The sequence below is a fragment of the Chryseobacterium sp. genome (genome assembly GCF_041914225.1).
Lineage (GTDB): Bacteria > Bacteroidota > Bacteroidia > Flavobacteriales > Weeksellaceae > Chryseobacterium.
On sequence record NZ_JAYSDT010000055.1, the window covers coordinates 1 to 21,841 of the forward strand.

At 36.5% G+C, this 21,841-nt stretch carries 21 protein-coding genes; 13 read left to right on the forward strand and 8 right to left on the reverse strand.

From position 1 onward, the window contains the following. Window positions 1-374: 374 nt before the first annotated feature. Window positions 375-1,469: a DUF3667 domain-containing protein gene (locus ACE3RB_RS17495; RefSeq protein WP_374465395.1), complete on the forward strand. Its 1,095-nt coding sequence runs from the start codon at window positions 375-377 to the stop codon at window positions 1,467-1,469. Here the strand turns inward: ACE3RB_RS17495 and ACE3RB_RS17500 are convergent. Continuing rightward, window positions 1,466-1,798: a hypothetical protein gene (locus ACE3RB_RS17500; protein WP_374465413.1), complete on the reverse strand. Its 333-nt coding sequence runs from the start codon at window positions 1,796-1,798 to the stop codon at window positions 1,466-1,468. The two genes, ACE3RB_RS17495 and ACE3RB_RS17500, sit on opposite strands and share 4 nt — an antisense overlap. 266 nt (window positions 1,799-2,064) lie before the next feature. Between ACE3RB_RS17500 and ACE3RB_RS17505 the strand changes: the two genes are divergently transcribed. From ACE3RB_RS17505 to ACE3RB_RS17525, 5 genes are all read left to right on the forward strand, one after another. Beyond that, complete coding sequence (locus ACE3RB_RS17505) at window positions 2,065-2,463, forward strand: hypothetical protein (RefSeq protein ID WP_374465396.1); 399 nt, start codon at window positions 2,065-2,067, stop codon at window positions 2,461-2,463. After that, the gene (locus ACE3RB_RS17510) at window positions 2,460-3,707 is read left to right on the forward strand and encodes a hypothetical protein (RefSeq protein WP_374465397.1); all 1,248 of its coding nucleotides are present in this window, start codon (window positions 2,460-2,462) and stop codon (window positions 3,705-3,707) included. Before ACE3RB_RS17505 ends, ACE3RB_RS17510 begins: the two co-directional genes overlap by 4 nt. A gap of 236 nt (window positions 3,708-3,943) precedes the next feature. Continuing rightward, window positions 3,944-7,291 carry a methylmalonyl-CoA mutase family protein gene (locus ACE3RB_RS17515; protein WP_374465398.1) on the forward strand — a complete coding sequence of 1,116 codons (3,348 nt, stop codon included), beginning with the start codon at window positions 3,944-3,946 and terminating at the stop codon, window positions 7,289-7,291. An 84-nt stretch (window positions 7,292-7,375) separates the two neighbouring features. Then, complete coding sequence (locus tag ACE3RB_RS17520; protein WP_374465399.1) at window positions 7,376-8,629, forward strand: hypothetical protein; 1,254 nt, start codon at window positions 7,376-7,378, stop codon at window positions 8,627-8,629. 79 nt (window positions 8,630-8,708) lie between these two features. Then, on the forward strand, window positions 8,709-9,419 hold the full coding sequence (locus tag ACE3RB_RS17525) for a diphthine--ammonia ligase (protein ID WP_374465400.1): 711 nt from the start codon (window positions 8,709-8,711) through the stop codon (window positions 9,417-9,419). Between the two features lie 35 nt (window positions 9,420-9,454). Here ACE3RB_RS17525 and ACE3RB_RS17530 read toward each other — a convergent pair whose 3' ends face one another. Beyond that, entirely contained in the window at window positions 9,455-10,849 is a 1,395-nt protein-coding gene (locus ACE3RB_RS17530) for an aspartate aminotransferase family protein (RefSeq protein ID WP_374465401.1), read from the reverse strand. Window positions 10,850-10,942: 93 nt separating this feature from the next. Here ACE3RB_RS17530 and ACE3RB_RS17535 point away from each other — a divergent pair, with 93 nt between their 5' ends. Together ACE3RB_RS17535 and ACE3RB_RS17540 are read left to right on the forward strand one after the other, a co-directional pair. Then, the gene (locus ACE3RB_RS17535; protein ID WP_374465402.1) at window positions 10,943-12,133 is read left to right on the forward strand and encodes a serine hydrolase domain-containing protein; all 1,191 of its coding nucleotides are present in this window, start codon (window positions 10,943-10,945) and stop codon (window positions 12,131-12,133) included. Window positions 12,134-12,166: 33 nt separating this feature from the next. After that, window positions 12,167-12,691 (forward strand): 2'-5' RNA ligase family protein, encoded by a 525-nt coding sequence (locus tag ACE3RB_RS17540; RefSeq protein WP_374465403.1) that lies wholly within the window; start codon window positions 12,167-12,169, stop codon window positions 12,689-12,691. A 29-nt stretch (window positions 12,692-12,720) separates the two neighbouring features. Here the strand turns inward: ACE3RB_RS17540 and ACE3RB_RS17545 are convergent, their stop codons facing one another. From ACE3RB_RS17545 to ACE3RB_RS17560, 4 genes are read right to left on the reverse strand one after another with little or no spacing between them, the layout of a single operon-like run. Further along, on the reverse strand, window positions 12,721-12,951 hold the full coding sequence (locus ACE3RB_RS17545; protein ID WP_374465414.1) for a T9SS type A sorting domain-containing protein: 231 nt from the start codon (window positions 12,949-12,951) through the stop codon (window positions 12,721-12,723). Window positions 12,952-12,967: 16 nt separating this feature from the next. Further along, window positions 12,968-13,777 carry a M64 family metallopeptidase gene (locus ACE3RB_RS17550; protein WP_374465404.1) on the reverse strand — a complete coding sequence of 270 codons (810 nt, stop codon included), beginning with the start codon at window positions 13,775-13,777 and terminating at the stop codon, window positions 12,968-12,970. Then, complete coding sequence (locus ACE3RB_RS17555) at window positions 13,774-14,079, reverse strand: M64 family metallopeptidase (protein WP_374465405.1); 306 nt, start codon at window positions 14,077-14,079, stop codon at window positions 13,774-13,776. The genes ACE3RB_RS17550 and ACE3RB_RS17555 overlap by 4 nt, the downstream gene beginning before the upstream one ends. 2 nt (window positions 14,080-14,081) lie before the next feature. Then, the gene (locus ACE3RB_RS17560; protein WP_374465406.1) at window positions 14,082-14,567 is read right to left on the reverse strand and encodes a hypothetical protein; all 486 of its coding nucleotides are present in this window, start codon (window positions 14,565-14,567) and stop codon (window positions 14,082-14,084) included. A 100-nt stretch (window positions 14,568-14,667) separates the two neighbouring features. On the opposite strand from ACE3RB_RS17560, the gene ruvC reads away from it, so the two are divergent. The 5 genes from ruvC (at window position 14,668) to ACE3RB_RS17585 (ending at window position 18,178) form a co-directional block, all read left to right on the forward strand. After that, entirely contained in the window at window positions 14,668-15,222 is a 555-nt protein-coding gene (gene ruvC, locus ACE3RB_RS17565; RefSeq protein WP_002976203.1) for a crossover junction endodeoxyribonuclease RuvC, read from the forward strand. Window positions 15,223-15,369: 147 nt separating this feature from the next. After that, complete coding sequence (locus ACE3RB_RS17570) at window positions 15,370-16,440, forward strand: DUF4407 domain-containing protein (RefSeq protein WP_374465407.1); 1,071 nt, start codon at window positions 15,370-15,372, stop codon at window positions 16,438-16,440. Window positions 16,441-16,600: 160 nt separating this feature from the next. Beyond that, window positions 16,601-17,194 (forward strand): phage tail protein, encoded by a 594-nt coding sequence (locus ACE3RB_RS17575; RefSeq protein WP_374465408.1) that lies wholly within the window; start codon window positions 16,601-16,603, stop codon window positions 17,192-17,194. Between the two features lie 5 nt (window positions 17,195-17,199). Continuing rightward, window positions 17,200-17,892, forward strand: a complete 693-nt coding sequence (locus tag ACE3RB_RS17580) for a T9SS type A sorting domain-containing protein (protein WP_374465409.1) — start codon at window positions 17,200-17,202, stop codon at window positions 17,890-17,892. 76 nt (window positions 17,893-17,968) lie between these two features. Further along, window positions 17,969-18,178, forward strand: coding sequence for a KTSC domain-containing protein (locus ACE3RB_RS17585; protein ID WP_374465410.1), 210 nt, complete (start codon window positions 17,969-17,971; stop codon window positions 18,176-18,178). Between the two features lie 53 nt (window positions 18,179-18,231). On the opposite strand, the gene ACE3RB_RS17590 is transcribed toward ACE3RB_RS17585, so the two are convergent. Both ACE3RB_RS17590 and guaB read right to left on the reverse strand, forming a co-directional pair. Beyond that, window positions 18,232-20,100: a GEVED domain-containing protein gene (locus tag ACE3RB_RS17590; RefSeq protein WP_374465411.1), complete on the reverse strand. Its 1,869-nt coding sequence runs from the start codon at window positions 20,098-20,100 to the stop codon at window positions 18,232-18,234. A 354-nt stretch (window positions 20,101-20,454) separates the two neighbouring features. After that, window positions 20,455-21,841 (reverse strand): IMP dehydrogenase (gene guaB, locus ACE3RB_RS17595; protein ID WP_374465412.1); only part of this gene is annotated, 1,387 nt, incomplete at its 5' end.

The following is a 21,841-nucleotide window of genomic DNA, read 5'->3' on the forward strand; positions in this document are numbered from 1 at the left end:
CAGTTTTGTAACTTAATGTATTCACACGTTTTAGTTAAAGATTAAACATAATTTACCCCTAAAAGGGTGTGCAAAGGTACAAATTATTTTTGTAACCCAAAAACATATTTTATTTAATCTATATATTATTAGCTATATAGCCGAGTATCAATAGATTTTAACACTATTTATAGTTTTGGCATAAATCTTGCGAATTGTTGGCCGATGAAAAAAACACTTTCGGAGATTCTGAAAACACCAATGAAACAGTAAAGAGTTTATTCCCTCAACTCTTTCTTTTATTAAATTTACTTTAACGTTCTCTTTAAAACATATCAATATCATTATATTTTCATCGAAATAATTATATTTGTGGCAATCATATTCCATAATTCATGAGCCACGGAAAACTAAGAGATGATAAAACCTGTCTTAACTGCGGACATCAGGTTGAAGAAAGGTTTTGCCCCCACTGTGGGCAGGAAAACGTTGAGAGCAGGCAGCCTTTTCATTTTCTTTTTACTCATTTCATAGAGGATTTCACCCATTATGACGGACAGTTCTGGAAAACCATACAGTATCTTTTTACCCGTCCCGGCAGACTTACCAAAGAATATCTGGAAGGGAAAAGACAATTATATGTAGCACCTGTAAAGCTATATATTTTCATAAGTTTCATCACATTCTTTCTTCCAAATATCATACCTCATGCCAAAGAGGAGACTGAAAGGCCCAGCCATATTAAAACGGAAGCAAAAGCAAAAAAGCAGAAAGAGATCTCTAAAGACGTTGTAAAAGATTTGCAGAAAGAAGGCCTGTTATCCCATGAAACGGCTGCTACAGCGCAAAAAACACTGGATACTTTAAAGATAAAAGACGGGCAGGAAAAAGATGAGATTTTTGACAGCACATTCGATACTCATGAAGCATCCATTATGAAAGCCTACACGATGAAGCAGTATGATTCCATCCGTGCTAAAGATAATACGGGAATCTACACATTGATGCGCCCCATTGTGAATAAAGTGTTTGAATTAAAGGAAGAAGGATACAGTAAACATCAGATCTGGGAAAAATATAAGGAAAACTTTATTCATACTATTCCCAAAGCACTTTTTGTGTACCTGCCAATATTTGCATTCTTTTTGTGGCTGTTCCATAATAAGAAAAAATGGTGGTACTTTGACCACGGGATTTTCACCCTTCATTATTTTTCCTTTCTCTTACTGGGAGTGCTGATGTTTATTGTAGGAGAAAAAATCACCAGCTTCTTGCCGGACAATAGTATACTTACCTTACTATATGTTCTGGCATGTCTGGCACTGGGTACCTATATGACGATCTATTTCTTTGCAGCGCACCACAGAGTATATGAAACCAAAAAAAGAATAAGTATACTGAAAGGCTCCTTATTATTTATTGTTAATTATATCGGATTGCTTCTGATGTTCCTGGTGCTGATGTGCCTGAGCTTTATTATGCTGCATTAATTTCTAAGGGATTTATTGCCTCTGAAACTTGCAAATAAATAATAGGCAACAAAAACTGTTGAAAACTTCAGAATAGAAGGAATTGCCAGTTCAAGTGTAAACATCAAAGTTCCTAAAAGAACCAGAAGCCCCATAGCCACAAATGAAAGACCTAATTTCTTAGGCAGCGTAAAATCAGGAGTATCCAGATAATAAGCAATTCCCCATGCTGAGCCAAAGGCAAAGGCATAATAAATATCCAGTCCGATGTTTTCAGAACTTAAAAAGAAATAATTGATAAGGAAACTTACTACGGTTCCCAGGGCGAAATACATCAAAGCTTTTTGCATATCTGTAGAAATATTCTGCAAAAGTAGAGAATTTAAACGGGCTATGGAATCGTTGTAAATATTTTAATGAATGAATTAAAAGCAGGTTTCATAAACTGATAAAGCAAAATCGGTTAACTTCATCGTATTAAATAAATAGTACCCAAAGAGGTAATTGACAACGAAGACTACAAACCATAAATTTGAAGTACAATCAAAACTAAAACTTCTCATCATTTTAAAGGATACGATTTGAAAGAGAATACACAAAACCAAAATTAACAGACATGAAAAAAATCCCTCAAAAAACAGTAAAAATTACGCACTTTAAAGAAAGTAATGTTGAAGTGAATGTAATAATCAGTGCCAACACACAATTTGGCGACCCGCATTTTATCATTAACGGAAAGAGAATAGATGATAACAATTCAAATGATGATAAATTTTCTTTTACTATTCCAAAAGCAGATTTAGCCTCAGACAATTTACTTTTCGCTACTTCTTTCAATATTAATATGCAGGTGAACCATTTGCAGATCTTAATCAATACATGCAGGATAAAGTTTGAATTCCCTCAGATTCCTTCCAAGAGTTTTCATTTCAATCCTTTTGAAGGTAAAACCACTGATGATTTATCTGGTAAGTTTATCTATGGAGTTTATAAATACATAAAAGTTGAGCTATGAAAAAGACATTACTATTAGCAGCGCTGGTGTCTAATATGGCATTATTGTTTGCTCAAAGCAAAGAAATCAGCGCAGAGTTAAACAAACTGGAACTTTCCAATGCACCAAGTGTAATACTTCTCGGCTTAGCAAGTTCTGATCTGGAGACCCCGAAATCAAAAAAGGCTTTTATGAGCAGTATTGTCAATTCATTCAGCGAAAATGACGGCCTTCCCAATGCCTATGCAGTAGAACTTACCCCTACTCATTTATTTCCTCTGACGGAAATGGATGCTTTGAAATATGCCGGCATTAAAAGCATTAAAAAGCCAGATGACAGTTATGAGTATAAAAATAACATCTTCAGTGAAGCCAAAAACGTTTCTGTCTCATTTGCATTTCTGAGAAATTATAAAATTGAAGGTCTTGATATGGAAAATCCTTCGGTGTCTTTTTCTTTACGAACCACAGTATTTAAAATCAGAAATAAAAAAAATATAGAAGCTATTACCACTTCTAGCAATAACATTTCCAGAGAACTAACTGACATCCAGAGTGAATTTTATAAATCACAGAAATATAAAGATATAGATGCTTCCAATATCAGCAACAGTGAAAAGGAGAAAAAACTAGCACAAGCATTAGAAGGATTTGTCACAGATTATTACAAAACGGAAACCGAAAATTATAAAAAGTATCTTGACGAAAAACCTGCTTTTCAGTTGGATGTAGCTTCTGCATACAGTACTTTCTTTTTAGATAATCAATTCAAGAATAATCAATTCGGAAAACTGGGATTTTGGATGACCATGAGTTCAGGAATCAACCTGGAAAGAACAAAAACTCCAAAGAAAAAAGAAGATCAAAATAATGAAAAATCAAAAGTAATCATCAAAGAAGCCTTCACCACAGACGCCTCAAAAATTGAGAAAAGGTTAAACTTCTATGCCGTCGCAAGATACCTGCAGGATAAGACGGTTTATGATGCAGCCAGCGGATTCAGCAGGACTGATAATTATGATTTCGGCGGGAAAATAGAGCTTGTATACAACAGATTCTCCATTGGATATGAGTTCATCTACAGAAGCAGTGATCTGGATGACACTTATCGTTCCAACGGAATCATCAACTACAAAGTATCTGACAGTGTGTACATCAATGCTGCATTTGGAAAAAATTATGGTGACAAGAACAATCTCATTACATTTTTAGGATTAAACTGGGGACTGGACAGCAAAAGAAAAACACTTTTTTCAGAAAAATAAAACCATAAAGATTCTCCTGAAGAAGATCAGGCATCGGATTTAAGACATAAAGAAAAAGCGCCAGATTTTTTATCTGCCGCTTTTTATACTTTAAAACCCGGACGCAACCTCCATCAAAGTCTATCAGACTGAAACAGCAATTAACATAAACATTTAAAAACCAAACAATTAACCATAAAATACAGATTTTCATTTTATTACTATATTTGAGAACTTAGAAACTGTCTAGAATTTTTATGGAAACCCAAAAATATACTCCAACCAACAAGGTAAGAATCGTAACTGCTGCTTCATTATTTGATGGGCATGATGCTGCGATCAATATTATGCGTCGTGTTATACAGGGAACAGGATGCGAAGTGATCCACTTAGGACACGATAAATCAGCAGAGGAAGTTGTAAATACAGCAATCCAGGAAGATGCCAATGCCATTGCATTAACTTCATATCAGGGAGGTCACAATGAATATTTCAAATATATTTATGACCTTCTGAGAGAGAAAAATTCTCCTCAGATCAAAATTTTTGGCGGCGGCGGTGGTGTAATCCTTCCGGAAGAGATCAAAGACCTTATGTCTTACGGAATCGACAGAATTTATTCTCCGGATGACGGCCGTGAACTTGGCCTTCAGGGAATGATTGATGATCTGGTACAAAGATCAGATTTTGCTACAGGAAAAGATGTTACGGCAAAAGATCTTGATGATATCAGTTTTGAAAACCCTTCCAGCATTGCACAGATCATTTCTGCTGTTGAGAACTTTTCAGATGAGAAGCCTGAGCTTGTAAAAGCCATCGATGAGAAATCCAAAGATTTAACCATTCCGATCATTGGTATCACGGGTACCGGAGGAGCAGGTAAATCTTCTTTAACAGATGAATTGGTAAGACGCTTCTTACGTTCAAATACCGATAAAAAAATTGCCATTATCTCCATTGACCCTTCAAAAAAGAAAACAGGAGGAGCTCTTTTGGGAGACAGAATCCGTATGAATGCGATCAATGATCCAAGAGTTTATATGCGTTCCATGGCAACAAGAGAAAATAACGTTTCTGTTTCTCCGTTTATTCATTCTGCACTGAATGTATTGAAACTGGCTCATCCGGACGTTATTATCCTTGAAACTTCAGGGATCGGGCAGTCCGGTTCAGAAGTTTCGGATTTTGCAGATGTTTCCATGTATGTAATGACTCCTGAATACGGAGCTTCCACACAGCTGGAAAAAATCGACATGTTAGATTATGCAGATCTTGTCGCATTAAATAAATCTGACAAGCGTGGTGCATTGGATGCTCTTCAGGCAGTAAGAAAACAATTCCAGAGAAACCACCTTTTATGGGAAAGCCAGCTGGAAGACATGCCGGTTTATGCGACAAAAGCATCTCAGTTCAACGACCATGGCACTACAGAACTTTACAACAGATTGGTTTCAAAAGTAAACGAGAAGTTTGCCGATTTACATTTAAATACTTTTGTAGAGCAGGAAATCACAGATGAAGTAACCATTATTCCTCCGAAAAGAGTCCGTTACCTTTCTGAAATTGTTGAAAACAACAAGCAATATGATGCCAATGTTGAAAAACAGGCCGAGCTTGCCAGAAAAATGTATCATATTGAAGGAGTAAAAAATATGATTTCCAATGAAGCTTTGGATGCCGAATATCAAAAGGCAGAAAAAGAGCTTCAGCAGGAGAACATCGATTTCCTTAAAACATGGGATGATACGAAAAAAGCATTCCATGCTGAGTTCTATTCTTATTTTGTGAGAGGAAAAGAAATTAAAGTTGAAACCTCAACAGAATCTTTATCTCATTTGAGAATTCCAAAAATAGCATTACCAAAATACAATGACTGGGGCGATCTGATCAGATGGAAAGGACAAGAAAACCTTCCGGGAAGTTTCCCTTATACGGCAGGAATTTATCCGTTCAAGAGAACCGGTGAAGATCCGACAAGGATGTTTGCAGGAGAAGGAGGTCCTGAGAGAACTAACAGAAGATTCCATTATGTTTCTGCAGAAATGCCTGCAAAACGTCTGTCTACAGCATTTGACTCTGTAACATTGTATGGTCAGGATCCTGCTTTACCACCGGATATTTATGGTAAGATCGGAAATGCGGGAGTTTCTATCGCGACGCTGGATGATGCTAAAAAGCTGTATTCAGGATTTGACCTTGTGAATGCACTGACTTCTGTTTCAATGACAATTAATGGTCCTGCACCGATGCTGCTGGCTTTCTTCATGAATGCAGCCATCGACCAGAATGTTGAAAAATATATCAAAGAAAACGGTTTAGAAGCTAAAGTAGAGGCTAAACTTAAAGAAAAATTCGATGATAAAAGATTGGAAAGACCGAAATACAACGGTGAACTTCCTCCATCCAATAATGGTTTAGGACTGCAGCTTTTAGGATTAACAGGTGATGAAGTAATCCCTGCCGAAGTATATGCAGAAATCAAAGCTAAGACAATTGCTACGGTTCGTGGTACCGTTCAGGCGGATATCTTAAAAGAAGACCAGGCTCAGAATACGTGTATCTTCTCTACAGAATTCGCCCTGAGATTAATGGGTGACGTTCAGGAATATTTCATCAGAGAAAAAGTAAGAAACTTCTACTCTGTTTCCATTTCAGGATATCATATTGCCGAAGCAGGAGCCAATCCGGTTTCCCAATTGGCATTCACTCTGGCTAACGGGTTCACGTATGTAGAATATTACTTAAGCCGCGGAATGGACATCAATGATTTTGCACCGAACTTATCTTTCTTCTTCTCCAATGGTATCGACCCTGAATATTCAGTAATCGGCCGTGTGGCAAGAAGAATCTGGGCAAAAGCAATGAAATTAAAATACGGAGCTGACGAAAGAAGCCAGATGCTGAAATACCACATCCAGACTTCCGGACGTTCTCTGCACGCTCAGGAAATTGATTTCAATGATATCAGAACTACGCTTCAGGCGCTTTATGCGATCTACGATAACTGTAACTCTCTTCACACCAATGCTTATGACGAAGCCATTACCACTCCTACTGAGCAATCTGTAAGAAGAGCGATGGCAATCCAGCTGATCATCAATAAAGAATTAGGTTTAGCTAAAAATGAAAACCCGCTTCAGGGATCATTTATCATTGAAGAATTAACGGATCTTGTAGAAGAAGCTGTATATGCGGAATTCGACAGAATTACGGAAAGAGGAGGTGTTCTCGGAGCGATGGAAACGATGTATCAGCGTTCAAAAATCCAGGAAGAATCTATGCATTATGAATGGCTGAAGCATACCGGTGAATATCCGATCATCGGAGTAAATACCTTCTTAGGAAAAGATGGTTCACCAACGGTTTTACCGGGAGAAGTTATCCGTTCTACGGAAGAGGAAAAACAGGCACAGATTGAATCTCTTCATAACTTCCAGAAAGCCAATGAAAACAAGTCTGAAGAAGCCTTAAGAAAACTTCAGCACGCAGCCATCAACCAGCAGAACTTATTTGAAGTGATGATGGATGCTGTGAAATACTGTTCTTTAGGGCAGATCACCAATGCTTTATTTGAAGTGGGTGGTAAATACAGAAGAAATATGTAATTCCGGAATCTGACACACATTTTTTAATAAAAACCTCAAAGAAATACTTTGAGGTTTTGTATTTTTAACATTAAACTAACCTCAATGACCAAAACCATATTCCTATCTCTAATTTTTATTTTCAATTTATATTTTACCCAGAATAAAAATAAAAACAATTATTTACTACCTGAAAAACTGGAAATGATTTTAGGGCAAAACTTTTTACTTACTACATATTATGCCCTTCGGTATCCTGAAAAGGGATTTAGTTTTAATCATCCTGTCGGTTCTGCAAAGATTTATGAAGAATACCTGTTGGAAAAGAACCCTAAAGACGCAAAAAAACTACTCGCAGAAATACATTTTAACAAATCAGGAAAATTAAATAGTGTACAACAGTATTCTGACGGATTCCGTTCAATAGTCATATATAATGAAAATGCTCTTATTTCTCATATAATAAATTATTATGATGACTACGACGCTGTTACAGAATATACATATGATAATATTGGTAACCTGAAAAGTAAATATGAGTACAATAAAACAGATGGAAACCTTGATTTCAGAAATTATACTGAATATCAATATCATATTGAAAACAGCAATATAATTGTTCAGGTATACATCATTGAAAAAAGAACAGGATTAAATATTGAAAAAAGAAAACTCACTTTTGACAAACAGCAGAGAATGACCAAAGAAGAGAGAGCTTTACGCATTCCCAATAAGTCTGAACTAAAATATGAAAGGATCTATTATTATGGCAACCCAAAGTTTCCTGAAAAAGTAACAAAAAAAGAAACCCATAATTTTGTTGGAAATAATAAGGAAACTGAAGTCTTTGAATATAATGATAATGGAGATCTTATTTATAATTCCCTAGATTCTGAACCACTAAAATTCTCTTCCGTAGATAAAACAATTTTTAACTCAAAAAATCAGGCAGAAAGAATAACAATAACAAAAAATTACAGCAACAGCCTGAAAGAGAGTCCGATCAATGAAAACAAAACGCATCATCTGCTTTCATATGATGATTTTGGGTATATTACTTATGATAAAGAAATACGGAATGAAGGTGATAATGTCTTTACAAAAAGCACCTATCAGTTTGATAAACATAATAACTGGATTGAACTTCTAATCAAGGAACATGTTTATCTTACAACATATGGAAAAAAAGATAATGAATCCTTTGATTCCAACACTCAATACAAAAGAGAAATCAGTTATTCCGATTTTGAAGAACCATATACATCAAAACTTATTGATACTCAAGCAAGCGAAAAATTAAAAAAAGAATACCTTACCAAAAGCAAGTTTCACGAAAAGATAGAAATCATACACCATTGATCTCTTCTATTTTGTTCAATTCTTTATAAAAATATCAAATCAATAAAATCTCCCTATTTTTGGGAGATTTTTATTTACAATGAAACCAAAAGCTTTATTCAACTGGAGCAGCGGAAAAGATTCTGCTCTTGCCCTTTACAAAATACTACAGGAGGATCAATATGAGATCAGCACTCTGCTTACCAGCATCAATGATGAGTTTCAAAGGATTTCCATGCATGGAGTTCATGTTTCTCTGTTGGAAAAGCAAGCTGAAAGCCTGGGAATTCCATTAGTTAAAATGGAACTTCCCAAAGAACCATCTATGGAAGAATATCAGCAAATCATGAGTAAAACAATGGCTGGAATTCAGGCTCAGGGTATTACGCATTCCATTTTCGGGGATATTTTCCTTGAGGATCTGAGAAAATACAGAGAAGACCAATTACATGCGGTCGGTATGAAAGCCATATTTCCCTTATGGAAAAAAGATACATCCAACCTCATCCGTGAATTTTTAGACCTTGGTTTTAAAACGATAGTAACGTGTGTGAACGGATCTTATCTTGATCAAAGTTTCGCCGGGAGGATTATTGATGAGAAGTTTATTGATGACCTTCCTGAAAATGTAGATCCGTGCGGAGAAAACGGAGAATTTCACACCTTTACTTTTGATGGCCCTGTTTTCAAAAATCCGATCCGGTTTGAAATTGGTGAAACGGTAAAGAAAACCTATCCGAAACCCAAAACCACTCCTGAAGAGGAAGACGGAGAATATATTTTCTGGTTTTGTGATCTTTTAATAAAATAAGCCTGTGAATGGTATTCCACAGGCTTTTCAAGATGTTATTTTAATGAAGCGAAAATTTTGTTCATAATCTCAAATACGGTATAAACATCCTTTTCACTGGTCATCCAGTTAACAAAAGCTGCTCTTATTCCTTTATGATTATTGTAAAAAGTTGGAGTCATGAAGACTTTTCCTGTATCATTGACCTTTTCCAGAAATAAATCAACCTCATTCTGCCTTGCTTGATCTTTTAATGTAAAGCAAACCGTATTCAATCTTACCGGAGCAAGCAGTTTAAAATCATTACTGTTTTCAATCAGGGTTCCAAATTTTCCCGCCCAGGATATATTATCATCTACAATCTCCTGATATCCCTTTTTGCCATAAGCCATAAGAGAAAACCAGGCCGGCAATGCCTTCAGCCTTCTTGAATTTTCAGGAAGAAAATTTAAATAATTGAAATTATCCAAAGGATCTCCAAGATAAGGAGCATTGGAGTTCTGAAAAGTTTCAATCTGCAGAACCTTATATTGCTCTTTAATTAGAAATACAGCACTTTCATAAGGTACATTCATCCACTTGTGACAGTCTATTGTAATACTGTCCGCAAATTCCCAGTTCTCTACAAGATGCCTGTGTGTTGTTGAGCAGGCTGCAAAACCACCAAAAGCCGCATCTATATGCCACCAGAAGTTGTATTTTTCTTTTAGCCTGCTGATTGCCTTAAAGTCGTCAAAATCTACTGTATTCACCGTTCCACCGCTTGAAATTAAGATAAATGGCTCACCGTTCAGTTTCAGGATATTCTCTTCAAGATCCTGTATGCAAATAGCTTCGCTGTTTCCTCCCTGAATTTTAATCTGAATAATATTGTTGCTCCCCAATCCCAATAGCGAAAGTGATTTAATGGAAGAAGAGTGAGGAGTGGCGCTCAGCACTTTTATTTTCCCGGAAACTCCTTCTCTCGCAATATCTTTTCCAAACGTTTTCCCAAGCCATTGACGGGCAACAGCAAGACAGGTAAAATTGGACATGGTAGCACCCGTTACAAAACCACTCAAAAAGCTTTCGGGAAGCTGAAGAAGCTCCTGCAAAAGCCGTATTGCTTCCACTTCTATAACTCCTGAAATATCACCCTGTCCCTTCATAGTTTGGGTATTCTGATCATAAATAGTCGTAAGCCAGTCTCCCGCAACTGATGCCGGAGTAGCGCCACCGGTTACAAATCCCCAGTATCTTGGCCCGGAAGAAGATACCATTACCGGTTCAAATTTTTGGTTAAAAATCCGCAGAGTCTCTTCCGTTCCATATCCTGAATCAGGCAGTGCATGTTTTTCTAATGTATGATTGGTTACAGATGTGGGTCTTTCTCCAATAGTATTCAGGTATTCTATTCCCTGTTCTTTGACAATATCCAGCAGATGGCGTACGTTTGCTGAATCGTTTTTCAAATGTTCATTCATAATTTTGTGACAAATAATATTCAAAAGTATTAAAAGGGAACCATAAAATGATAAAGAGGCGGTATAAAAACCCTTCCTAGCATGCAATTTGCATCCCTTAATGCTCTTTTGGATATTTTAGTATCTTTAAGAATACAATCATCATTTAAAAATACAACACCTGTGATCAAAAATTTAATATTCCTGTCCCTTTTCTGTTTTTTGTTTTCCTGTACAACTGAAGCTCCAAAAATAACTCCTGTTGATAAAAAAGCAATTGTTGATTCTACTATTGCAGCTTTTCAGAAAACACTTTTGGAACAACAGATTGATTCTACTTTCAAAAAGTATCACTTCAATGGAAGCATTGCCGTTTTCAAGGATTCTTTGCCTCTTTACAGAAGAGAAAACGGATATTCGGATTTTAAAAGAAAAACAAAAATTGACAGCAGTACTATTTTTGCCATAGGCTCTGTAAGCAAGCAATTCACTGCTGTTTTAATTTTGCTGCAGATGGAACAGGGAAGGCTGAATGTAACCGATAAAGTTTCAAAATATCTGAAGGAATTTCAGACCAAAGAATATGAAAATATAACTATTCATCAATTGTTAAACCATACCTCAGGGTTAAATATCATGGGTGGAAAGCTGATGTTTAAGAGCGGATCAGATTTTTTCTATTCAAACGACGGCTTCAATACACTTGGAAAAATTGTGGAAAAAGTTTCCGGGAAATCATATGATGAGAATGTTCAGGAACTTTTCAAAAAGGCTGGAATGACACATTCTTCTACGGGAGATATTTTTAAAGGGAATAATTTTGCAAGTGCCTATATTGGGACACCTGGCAAATTTCAGGAAGTTCCTAACATGCCGAAAAGATTAGGTGGACAGGAAATAGGGACTCCGGCCGGCGGAATATTGTCTACCATTCAGGATCTTCATGCATGGAACAATGCTCTCTATGGCGGAAAAATATTAAAACCGGAAACATTGAAACTCTTCATGGCAAAAAGTGCGGAAAGACATCATGCCATCTTTGGAAAGATGGGTTATGCTTATGGAATTATGCTGAATATTGGCCACCCCAATTCTTATTTCCACAGTGGTTATGTAAAAGGTTCTCCTTCTCTGAATATCTATTATCCGGACACAAAAACCTCTGTCATTATTTTGTCTAATATTGCAGATGAAGAAAGAGGAAAAGGAGTGATCTTCAGACCTCATATTGAAGTAAAAAAAATCACTGATCATCTTGAAAATACGCTTTCGCAACTGAGATCAAAACATTAATCTTACATTAGAAAAGCATATCAAAATTATTCCATGAAAAAAATGTACTTCATAGCAGTTTATCCTCCACAAGAGATTATTGAAGAAGTAAAAAACTTTAAAAGAGATCTGGCTATTCATTATGACAATTCCAAAGCATTGCAGAATGAGGCCCACATTACTCTTCTCCCTCCTTTTTCAAGAGAATTTGAACTGGAAGGTGATATTCACACAGCTTTCCAGAAAATCAATACAAAAATTGCTCCTTTTGAAATGGAACTGGATGGATTCGGGAGCTTCCCCAATCCTAAAAATCCTGTGCTTTATGTTCATCCAAAAGAAAATGTACATTTAACAGAACTTTACCATAGAGTAAAAGAACATTTTAATTTTGGTCAATATTCTTTTAATCCACATATGACGGTTGGATACAGAAATTTAACCTGGGAGAATTACCTCAAAGCATGGGAAAAATATAAAACAAAGGAATATAAAACGAAATTCTTAGTTGATAAAATATTACTTTTACGACATGATGGAAGATGGGTTCCTATTGCAGAAAAGAAACTGGAAAAATAAAACCGGCTGCAGGCGCCGGTTTCCTATAATTATTCTTTTATGACTTTCTGGGAAATGATCAGGTTTTTATTTTCTTTTACATTCAGCAGATAAGTCCCCGCAGGATAGTTTTTAATATCAACCCGGATTGCTGAATCTTTCAGCTCAAATCTGGATGGAATCAGTTTTCCGGAAGCATCATACACTTCAACATTCACATTTTTTGCAAATTCCTGTTTTCCTTTAATGAAAAATTCTCCGTCTGTAGGATTAGGATAAATACTGAATCGTCTCTCTTCAGCTTTTACTTCTGAAAGTTTTTAGAGTTGATTTGGTCAGCGTCCAGGAAACATTGGTAACGTGAAGTGTACTGTGGTTATCTACTTTCAGAAGCGGGTTGTTATCTACTACAGAAAATGTTAAGGTATTATTTCCGCTATTAAGCTGCCCTGGAGTAATCGTAACACTGTTTCCTGTCGTTCCCAGTGTTGTTCCGTTTAAGTTCCAGGTATTCACAAGAGTATTTGGAATGGGAAGAATTTCGTTGACCGTAAAGGTAACATTGGAAGTAGCATCAACAGTCGCATTATTTGCGGGTGTATAGGAGTCTACAGGAGAAACCAGAGTATGAATTCTTTCAATAATTGCCTCCTTACATACGGAACAGAACTGCTGGTTAAGGTATCTCATCTCACAGTTCTGATGTGGACGGAACCATGTTGGGCTTTCTGCATGAGCGTATACTCCTACTCCATTCAATCCAACCCAATTTTTCCATTTAATTGTTGCAGGATTGGAATTCTGTGTTTTATTCGGAGACTCCAGTGAACCCGAGAACCAATATTCATCAGCAAGCTTTCCAAAAGAATGCCCCAGCTCATGTACAACAATTTCATTGGAAGAACCGTTTAATGACGCAAAAGCATAGGTACCTCCACAACCTCCGTATTCTGTAGAATTACCCAACACATAGGTGATGTCGTAATCAGGAATATTAGCGGCCAGAACCTGTCCTACTTTGTTTGTTGTATTACTGTATATGCATCTGTGAACTCCGACATCGAAGGTAGATCCCAGATAATTATCAGGATTGGTTACAGGAATCACAGGCTCTGTAACATCTGTTGCTGTTCCGGATGTTTTACTCCGGATTCTGTGGAAATTACTTTTACTGCGTAGGCATTAAAGTAATTCTTATATTCTGTATAGGGACTTTTTGTAAAAAGGTAATTGACGGTATTTTGGGCTGATGTTGTAAAAGCAGACTGCTGTGCCGAGGTAAACCCGTCTCCTAAAACTGCAATAACAATTCTTTTACTGTTATCTCCGTTCTGTAAAAGGGGAACGGTCTCGAATGTCTGGGCAAAACAGCTGCCGCCTATCAAAAGGGATAATAAAATTTTTTTCATAATTATAGTTTTTGTGTGAATATGAGTTGTACACCATCATCAGTTGCCTTTTCAATTTTTACAGTGTGAACATTTTCGGAATAAGAAAACCGGGCACTGAATTCTGTGTTATGAAGAGAAGCTGTATGTCTGGAAATCCCTTCTTTCTCATAAACTTCCAATTCCGGGTTAAAAGGATCTTTTACAAGCTGTTTTCCAGCTTCTTTACCATCAGGGCCTGTAAGTGTAATGATAAGGTCACCTTTACGGATGTCATCTCTTTCAAAAGAAGGCATATATTTTAACCTGCCCTCTGTTATTTTTGTGCTCTGGAGCGTAATTTTTGCACTGCCCGACTGATCTTTACCAGCCTTGAAAAACAAGTAAATAATCCGGTCGCTCTTTGCTGTCACATTTTCTGAATATTTCTTTTGGGTTAAACTACTTTCTTTCTGAAAGCTGCATAACAGAAATACGGGAACAATAAGTACATTAAATACATTTTTCATAATCATTTTTCTTTAAAGGTACTAAACTTTTAAATATGAATAAAAATCATTGAAGATACTTTTTTATCCTTACAACATAGAAAGTCCTATCTTTGAAGCAATGATTTCAGAGAAAATAATTTTAGGCATTGACCCGGGAACAACTGTAATGGGATTTGGTATCATCTCCGTAAAAAAAGGAAAAATGGAGCTGGTTTCTATCCATGAACTGATCTTAAAAAAATACCCCAATCACGAAACCAAGCTGAAATATATTTTTGAAAGAACCCTTTCTCTTATTGACGAGTTTCATCCCGATGAAGTGGCCCTTGAGGCTCCTTTTTACGGAAAAAACGTACAGAGTATGCTGAAGCTGGGACGCGCTCAGGGAGTAGCCATGGCAGCCAGTCTTTACAGAAATATTCCGATTACAGAATATTCTCCAAAGAAAATCAAAATGGCCATTACCGGAAACGGAAATGCCAGTAAGGAACAGGTAGCAGGAATGTTACAGAATCTTCTTAAATTAAAAGAGTTTCCTACCAAATATTTAGATGCTTCTGATGGTCTTGCGGTTGCAGTATGCCATCATTTCAATTCCGGGACTATTACGGATACCAAATCGTATTCCGGATGGGAAAGTTTTTTAAAACAGAATCCTGACAGGTTAAAGTAGTTCTTACTATTTTACAAATCTCAAAAGAAAATTTAACCATCAAAAAAACAGCATTTTACACAAATACACACAATTACTTGGTAAAACATAATACTATCTTTTACATTGGTATGATTTTTAGTACTACCTTTGTATAAATTTTCAGGTATGAAAACAAACCAACAAACTATAAATCAAGGGACTCATAAAATAAACTGGTTCCAAAAATTTCTGATGGTATGTTCAGGCGGGAACATCCATATCTTAAGAAAGACTCCAAGCGAATGGAATAAATTTTCCGGAATTGGAGGTATTGTGCTTTTTACTGCAGTGTTCGCCACATTATCTGCAGGTTATGCCATGTATACGGTATTTGATAATATTTGGGCAGCCGTAGGATTTGGAATTCTGTGGGGATTGATGATCTTTAATCTTGACCGTTATATTGTTTCTTCCATCAAGAAAACCGGAGCGTGGTGGAATCAGATTCTGATGGCCATTCCGCGTCTTATACTTGCTACATTTCTGGGAATTATTATTTCAAAACCGCTGGAGCTTAAAATTTTTGAAAAAGAAGTAAACAAACAGCTGAATACCATTATTCAAAGAAATAAAAAGCAGCTTCAGGGAGAAATGAACGGGAGGATCCTTCAGCAAAGCGGTCCTTTTGAGACAGAAAAACAACAGATCTCAGGAAAAATAGCTCAGTATCAGAAGGCTTATGATTCTGCTTCCGTAGAACTTGAAAAGGAAATTCTGGGAAAACAGTCCGGGTTAACCAGCGGAAAAGAAGGTTATGGTCCCAATGCCAAACGTAAACAGGAATTGAAAGAGCAACGCAGACAGGATCTTGAGAACTTCCAAAAACAGTCAGCTCCACGACTGGAATATTTAGACAAGGAAATTTCCAAAGTATACACTAACCTGGAAACAGAAAGAAAATCTACAGAAACTTTTGAAGATAAGTTCAATGGATTTGCAGCCAGACTTCAGGCATTAGATGAGCTTGGTAAAAATTCTGCTATCATAGGACTAGCTGCCGCCTTTATCATGGGACTGTTTATATGTCTTGAGATTTCTCCGGTTCTGGTAAAGTTAATTTCTCATATTGGACCTTATGACTATCTTTTAGAAAAAACAGAAAATGATTTCAGATTATATTCCAAAGAAAAAATTGAAAAGGGAAATGCTCTGACTGATTTCAGAATCGAGGATTTTAAAGATAACTTGAAAAATTAAGAGATTATAGCAGTATCGCAAATTAGAGAAAAAATCTATAATAACATTATTTTCAATAAATAAAATCTAACCTTTCGCTTTACCGTGAAAGGTTTTTCTTTTAATTAAGTGTTTTATGCGAAATATTTTCTAATTTTATACTACTTAAAATCCTGTTATCATGAAAAACTTACTTTTTGCATGTACACTGCTGATATGCAGTGCATTTGCTCCTGCCCTAAAAGCTCAGGCAACAGAACCATTTTTAGGGCAAATAGCCTTTGTACCTTATAATTTTGCTCCAAAATACTGGGCAGAATGTAATGGGCAACTTCTGCCCATCGCTCAAAATCAAGCTCTTTTTGCACTTTTGGGAACCACTTATGGAGGGAATGGAACTACCACATTTGCTTTACCTGATATGAGGGGAAGAGTACTTGTTCATAACGGACAGGCTCCCGGAGGGCCCACTACCTATACAATGGGGCAGACCGGAGGAACTGAAAGTGTGACATTAACCATAACAGAAATGCCAGCCCATAATCATACTGTAAGTGCTGTAACAGCAGAAGGAAATCAAAATTCACCAACAAATAATCTCCCCGCAGACACAAAAATTCTCGATAAAGAATATTCTGATACAGCTGCTAACACGACGATGAAAAGCACGATGATAGGAAATACAGGAGGAAACCAGCCTCATGAGAACAGACCTCCTTTTATTACCCTGAAATGTATCATTGCATTGGCCGGAGTATTTCCATCACAAAATTAACACCTATGAAAATTCTTTACTTATTATGTCTGATAGCCGAAAGCACAGCTTTGGCGCAGACCATAACATTTAGTGGATGTCCTAATCTGTTCAGCAGTCCTCCCAACACATTTACTTTTAATAAAACCGGTGTAGATGCTTTTAATAAGAATATTTATATGACAACTCCTATTGACGGCGGACAAGATTGTAGTGGATTAGGTACCTGTGAATTTAAAATTCAATGGAATAATGCTCTTACAAGATGGGAATTTCTCGGTGACGAGGGTAATGGAACTTTTACCACTCCTTATCTGATCTATTATAATTCAACAGGAAATAATTCATTATCAATACCCCCAGGTAACAATGTCGGAACCTGGGTTGAAAATACAGCAATGACCAACGGACAATGTGGAGGAAATCTTACTACAGGAAATTCTACTATGACGGGTGATGTACAAACCACAACATTGGGAACCTCAGAGCTTGCTAACAATAAAATTAAGATCTTCCCTAACCCTGTAACAGATTTTATCAGTATTTCCGGTATTGATAACGGTATGTCTATCCAGATTTATAATATGGATGGGCGTCTTGTAAAATCAGATATGTTTGATTCCAGAATTGATGTTTCGCAACTTGTTCCTGGTGGCTATATATTAAAAATAAATACCAGAAATTTTCAGACTCATCAATTTAAATTTGTGAAAAAATAAGCTGTTTTTAATACATGCTTAAAGCTTCCGGTAATTCCGGAGGCTTTTTATTTTCAGGATAAGGAATATTTTTTGCATGAATCATACTATGCCATCAAGTGTTGTAAACCATTTCATTTATTTCCCTGAGACTGAAATATTGAGAATTATATATCAGTCAGGAGCGGTTTATGACTATCTGAAAGTCTCTGCAGATATTGTTGAAAAGTTTGGAAAGGCAAGATCTAAAGGGCAATTCCTGAACAAAGTTATCAAGCCCAGATTTAAATACATTAAGATTGAATAAAAAATGTCCCCATAAGATGGAGACATTTATATTTATTGTAAGTGGCAATTAGCTTATTTAATGATCAATTTAGAAGATTTAGAATCTTTTCCATTAGAAACCTGAATCATATAAACTCCTTTTTCTAACTGCTGGTCAACTTTGAAAACACCATTTCCTTCTTCAGTTACAGATGGAGCTGATATCAGTCTTCCTGACATATCAGAAATAGAAACTTTTAGGTTCTTACCATTTTTAGCTTTAATGAAGATTTTGTCTCCGGTTGCAACCGGGTTAGGATAAATAGTTAAGTCTCCATTATCTGCTTTCACTTCGCTTATTCCTAAGTTGGTAACAAATTTTACTGTATAGTCTTCTACCTGACCATACATTAATTGTCCACAAGGAGTCATGTTAGTGTTCTCATCATCTACAAGAACTCTCATTCTTAGCGGAGTGTTAAGCACCACTGAAGCAGGAGCCGTAATGGTAGTACTGTAAGTACCGATAGCTGTAACCGGATCTGCCACAATATTATCTGCTGAGCCTACCAATTCAGAAGACTCAAACGTTCCATTATTATTGTAATCTATCCATACTCTTACGTCATTATTTGAATCCGAAACATTTACCTGAAGATTATGAGTGCCTGTTGCTGCAAGCTCAGTTGATGTAGCTCTCAGACAACTTGCTCCTGTATAATCTTCATAGAAGTTGGCTGCACTCTGCCAATATCCTGTAGAAGCATTGTTAATATTACCCAACTTCACCAAAGTTGGCCCTACAAAATAATTACTTGGTGTAGTAATACCACTTGGATTACATGTCGCAGGAATAGGTGTTCCAACCGGCGTAGCTGCAGAAGGTGCTGTTGCTCCTAATGAAGTACTTAACGCTCCTTTCATTAAAAAGAAGTAAAGAGCAGCTCTGTCATGCTGTCCATTCGTAAATTTAAACGCAATCGGATTCGTATAATTCATCATATTATACTGTACACCCTGATAGTTTGCTCCGGAACAATAATTCATATCATTGTTGGTAGGTGCCGGAAAGTCATTCAGTAAACTTCTTGATCTTTCAGTATCACAAACCTGATCGTCATCTGAAGCACAATTATTGGTAGTAGCCGGGCAGTAATTGGTAGTTGTATCTCCTTGTGGTGGCTGAGCGTTAGCATTACCAAAAGTGTGAAGCAACCCCATACTATGTCCAAATTCATGGGCTAAGGTAATATCATCCTGCAAAGTAACTACAAAAGATTTCATAAAGGATTCGTAAGAAGAGTCCGGATTTTGAGGTAATCCAGCCCAGCCCATAATTCCATATTGCCCTCCTCCATCTACTTTATTCATGATGTAGATATTAAAGTAAGAAGCTTCCGGCCAGTGCGGTGCAATAGTTTTTACCTGTGCAGTAGTAACACCGTTTGCACCATTTCGTTTTACTCCATAAGCGTCATACCCTGTAAGAGTTCCTCCGTCATATCTAACAATACCTGTAGTGGCATTACAGTTAGGATCTCTTTTAGCCAATACCAATTTAATCGGCATTGTAGCAGCAGTACCAAAATCAGCAGGAATACCTTGAGACCATTGATAAGTACCTGCATACATTTGATTACAACGATCCAGCCATGCCTGAATTTGTGCATCTGTTTTATTATAAGCTGTTCCGAGAGCAGAACCTGTAGGTACTATCACGTGTACTACTACTGGAATTTCATAAACTCCATTTACAATCTTATATGCACTTCCATTTTTAGCAGCGGTATTCTGATTACTGCTAATAATTTTGTTACGGATATTGCGAATCATTTCATCAATTTCCCCATTCTGTTTTTGGTGTACTCTCTGTTCATTATCAAAATCACACCACTCTTTTTTTTGCTGTGCAGATAATGAAAGGGATAGTAACAATGCCCCACAAAGGATAGTTTTCTTCATTTCAATATTTTAAAAAAATTAAACAAGTTGCAAATTTATTAATACTAAATGTAAATCAGCAATATTACTTACTGAAAAAAGGTTAATAATTTAAAATTTTATTACAGTTAGTAGAAAAAAGTTAAATATTGTTACATTTTAAATAAAAAATAAAATTAACATGATCACAAATATCAATTATTTTATTTAAATTATAATTAAAAACACTTACAAAAATAAATAAATCAACAACACAACACAACAAAACAGTCATACAAAAACAAAAACATTGAAAATCAAATCATTAAAAAACAATCACAAAATAAAAAAACCGCACTTATTGTGCGGTTTTTTATTTAATTTGAATTATCGTCTTTATAAAGAATAATTCGGAGCTTCTTGTGTAATAATTACATCATGAGGGTGAGATTCTTTTAGTCCGCTTCCTGTGATCATTACCAGTTTAGAATCTTCCTGAAGTGTTTCAATATCTTTTGCACCACAGTATCCCATACCTGCTCTAAGACCTCCTGTCAACTGGAAAATCACATCTTCCAGTTTTCCTTTATGCGGTACTCTACCTTCAATTCCTTCCGGAACGAATTTTTTAGCTTCACTCTGGAAATATCTCTCTTTACCTCCTCTTTTCATTGCTGAAAGGCTTCCCATTCCCTGATAAGACTTGAATTTTCTACCCTGGAAGATAATTTCTTCTCCCGGAGCTTCATCTGTACCCGCTAAAAGAGAACCAAGCATTACTGCTCCTGCACCACTCGCAATAGCTTTAACGATATCTCCTGAAAGTTTGATTCCACCATCAGCTATTACCGTTACATTTTTTGATTTGGCATATTCGTAAACATTATAGATCGCAGAAAGCTGAGGTACTCCCACTCCTGCAACCACTCTTGTTGTACAGATAGAACCCGGTCCTACTCCAACTTTAAGCACGTTGGCTCCAGCTTCAATAAGGTCTTTAGCAGCTTCTGCAGTTACGATATTTCCTCCTACAACATCAAGGTTCGGATATGCTTTTCTGATTTCTGAGATTTTGTCTAAAACTCCTTTAGAATGACCGTGTGCAGAATCGATTGCTACGATATCAACACCAGCCTGTACCAAAGCCTCAATTCTTGCCAGCGTATCTTCTCCTACTCCTACTCCTGCTCCTACGATAAGACGACCGTTCTGATCTTTATTAGCATTAGGATACTCCAATTGGTTATCAATATCCTTGATGGTGATTAATCCTACAAGTTTATTATCTTTATCTACAATAGGAAGTTTTTCAACTCTGTTCTTAAGAAGGATTTCTTTCGCTTTTTCAAGATTGGTATCCTTGTCTGAAGTGATCAGGTTTTCTTTGGTCATGATCTCTTCCACTTTCATATCAAGATTTTCCTGATATTTTACATCTCTGTTGGTAATAATTCCGATCAGAACATTATCAGCATCTACTACCGGAAGACCTGAAATCTTATATCTTGACATAAGATCTTTAGCTTCTCCCAAAGTATGGTCTTTAGATAATGTAACCGGATCCGAGATCATTCCGTTTTCGGAACGCTTCACACGGTTTACCTGAGCAGCCTGCTCAGCGATCGTCATGTTTTTGTGAATAAAGCCTAACCCTCCGACTCTTGCCAAAGCGATAGCCAGATCAGCTTCAGTAACAGTGTCCATCGCAGCGGAAACTATCGGAACATTCAGCGTAATTTTGTCGGTAAGTCTTGATTTTAATGAAACCTGATTAGGTAAAACT

What these genes read in the sequence shown, in the direction of transcription:
- ACE3RB_RS17495 (WP_374465395.1), top strand. Translation starts at nt 375, where the DNA reads ATGAGCCACGGAAAACTAAGAGATGATAAAACCTGTCTTAACTGCGGA.
- ACE3RB_RS17500 (WP_374465413.1), bottom strand. Translation starts at nt 1,798, where the DNA reads ATGCAAAAAGCTTTGATGTATTTCGCCCTGGGAACCGTAGTAAGTTTC.
- ACE3RB_RS17505 (WP_374465396.1), top strand. Translation starts at nt 2,065, where the DNA reads ATGAAAAAAATCCCTCAAAAAACAGTAAAAATTACGCACTTTAAAGAA.
- ACE3RB_RS17510 (WP_374465397.1), top strand. Translation starts at nt 2,460, where the DNA reads ATGAAAAAGACATTACTATTAGCAGCGCTGGTGTCTAATATGGCATTA.
- ACE3RB_RS17515 (WP_374465398.1), top strand. Translation starts at nt 3,944, where the DNA reads ATGGAAACCCAAAAATATACTCCAACCAACAAGGTAAGAATCGTAACT.
- ACE3RB_RS17520 (WP_374465399.1), top strand. Translation starts at nt 7,376, where the DNA reads ATGACCAAAACCATATTCCTATCTCTAATTTTTATTTTCAATTTATAT.
- ACE3RB_RS17525 (WP_374465400.1), top strand. Translation starts at nt 8,709, where the DNA reads ATGAAACCAAAAGCTTTATTCAACTGGAGCAGCGGAAAAGATTCTGCT.
- ACE3RB_RS17535 (WP_374465402.1), top strand. Translation starts at nt 10,943, where the DNA reads ATGCAATTTGCATCCCTTAATGCTCTTTTGGATATTTTAGTATCTTTA.
- ACE3RB_RS17540 (WP_374465403.1), top strand. Translation starts at nt 12,167, where the DNA reads ATGAAAAAAATGTACTTCATAGCAGTTTATCCTCCACAAGAGATTATT.
- ACE3RB_RS17555 (WP_374465405.1), bottom strand. Translation starts at nt 14,079, where the DNA reads ATGAAAAAAATTTTATTATCCCTTTTGATAGGCGGCAGCTGTTTTGCC.
- ACE3RB_RS17560 (WP_374465406.1), bottom strand. Translation starts at nt 14,567, where the DNA reads ATGAAAAATGTATTTAATGTACTTATTGTTCCCGTATTTCTGTTATGC.
- ruvC (WP_002976203.1), top strand. Translation starts at nt 14,668, where the DNA reads ATGATTTCAGAGAAAATAATTTTAGGCATTGACCCGGGAACAACTGTA.
- ACE3RB_RS17570 (WP_374465407.1), top strand. Translation starts at nt 15,370, where the DNA reads ATGAAAACAAACCAACAAACTATAAATCAAGGGACTCATAAAATAAAC.
- ACE3RB_RS17575 (WP_374465408.1), top strand. Translation starts at nt 16,601, where the DNA reads ATGAAAAACTTACTTTTTGCATGTACACTGCTGATATGCAGTGCATTT.
- ACE3RB_RS17580 (WP_374465409.1), top strand. Translation starts at nt 17,200, where the DNA reads ATGAAAATTCTTTACTTATTATGTCTGATAGCCGAAAGCACAGCTTTG.
- ACE3RB_RS17585 (WP_374465410.1), top strand. Translation starts at nt 17,969, where the DNA reads ATGAATCATACTATGCCATCAAGTGTTGTAAACCATTTCATTTATTTC.
- ACE3RB_RS17590 (WP_374465411.1), bottom strand. Translation starts at nt 20,100, where the DNA reads ATGAAGAAAACTATCCTTTGTGGGGCATTGTTACTATCCCTTTCATTA.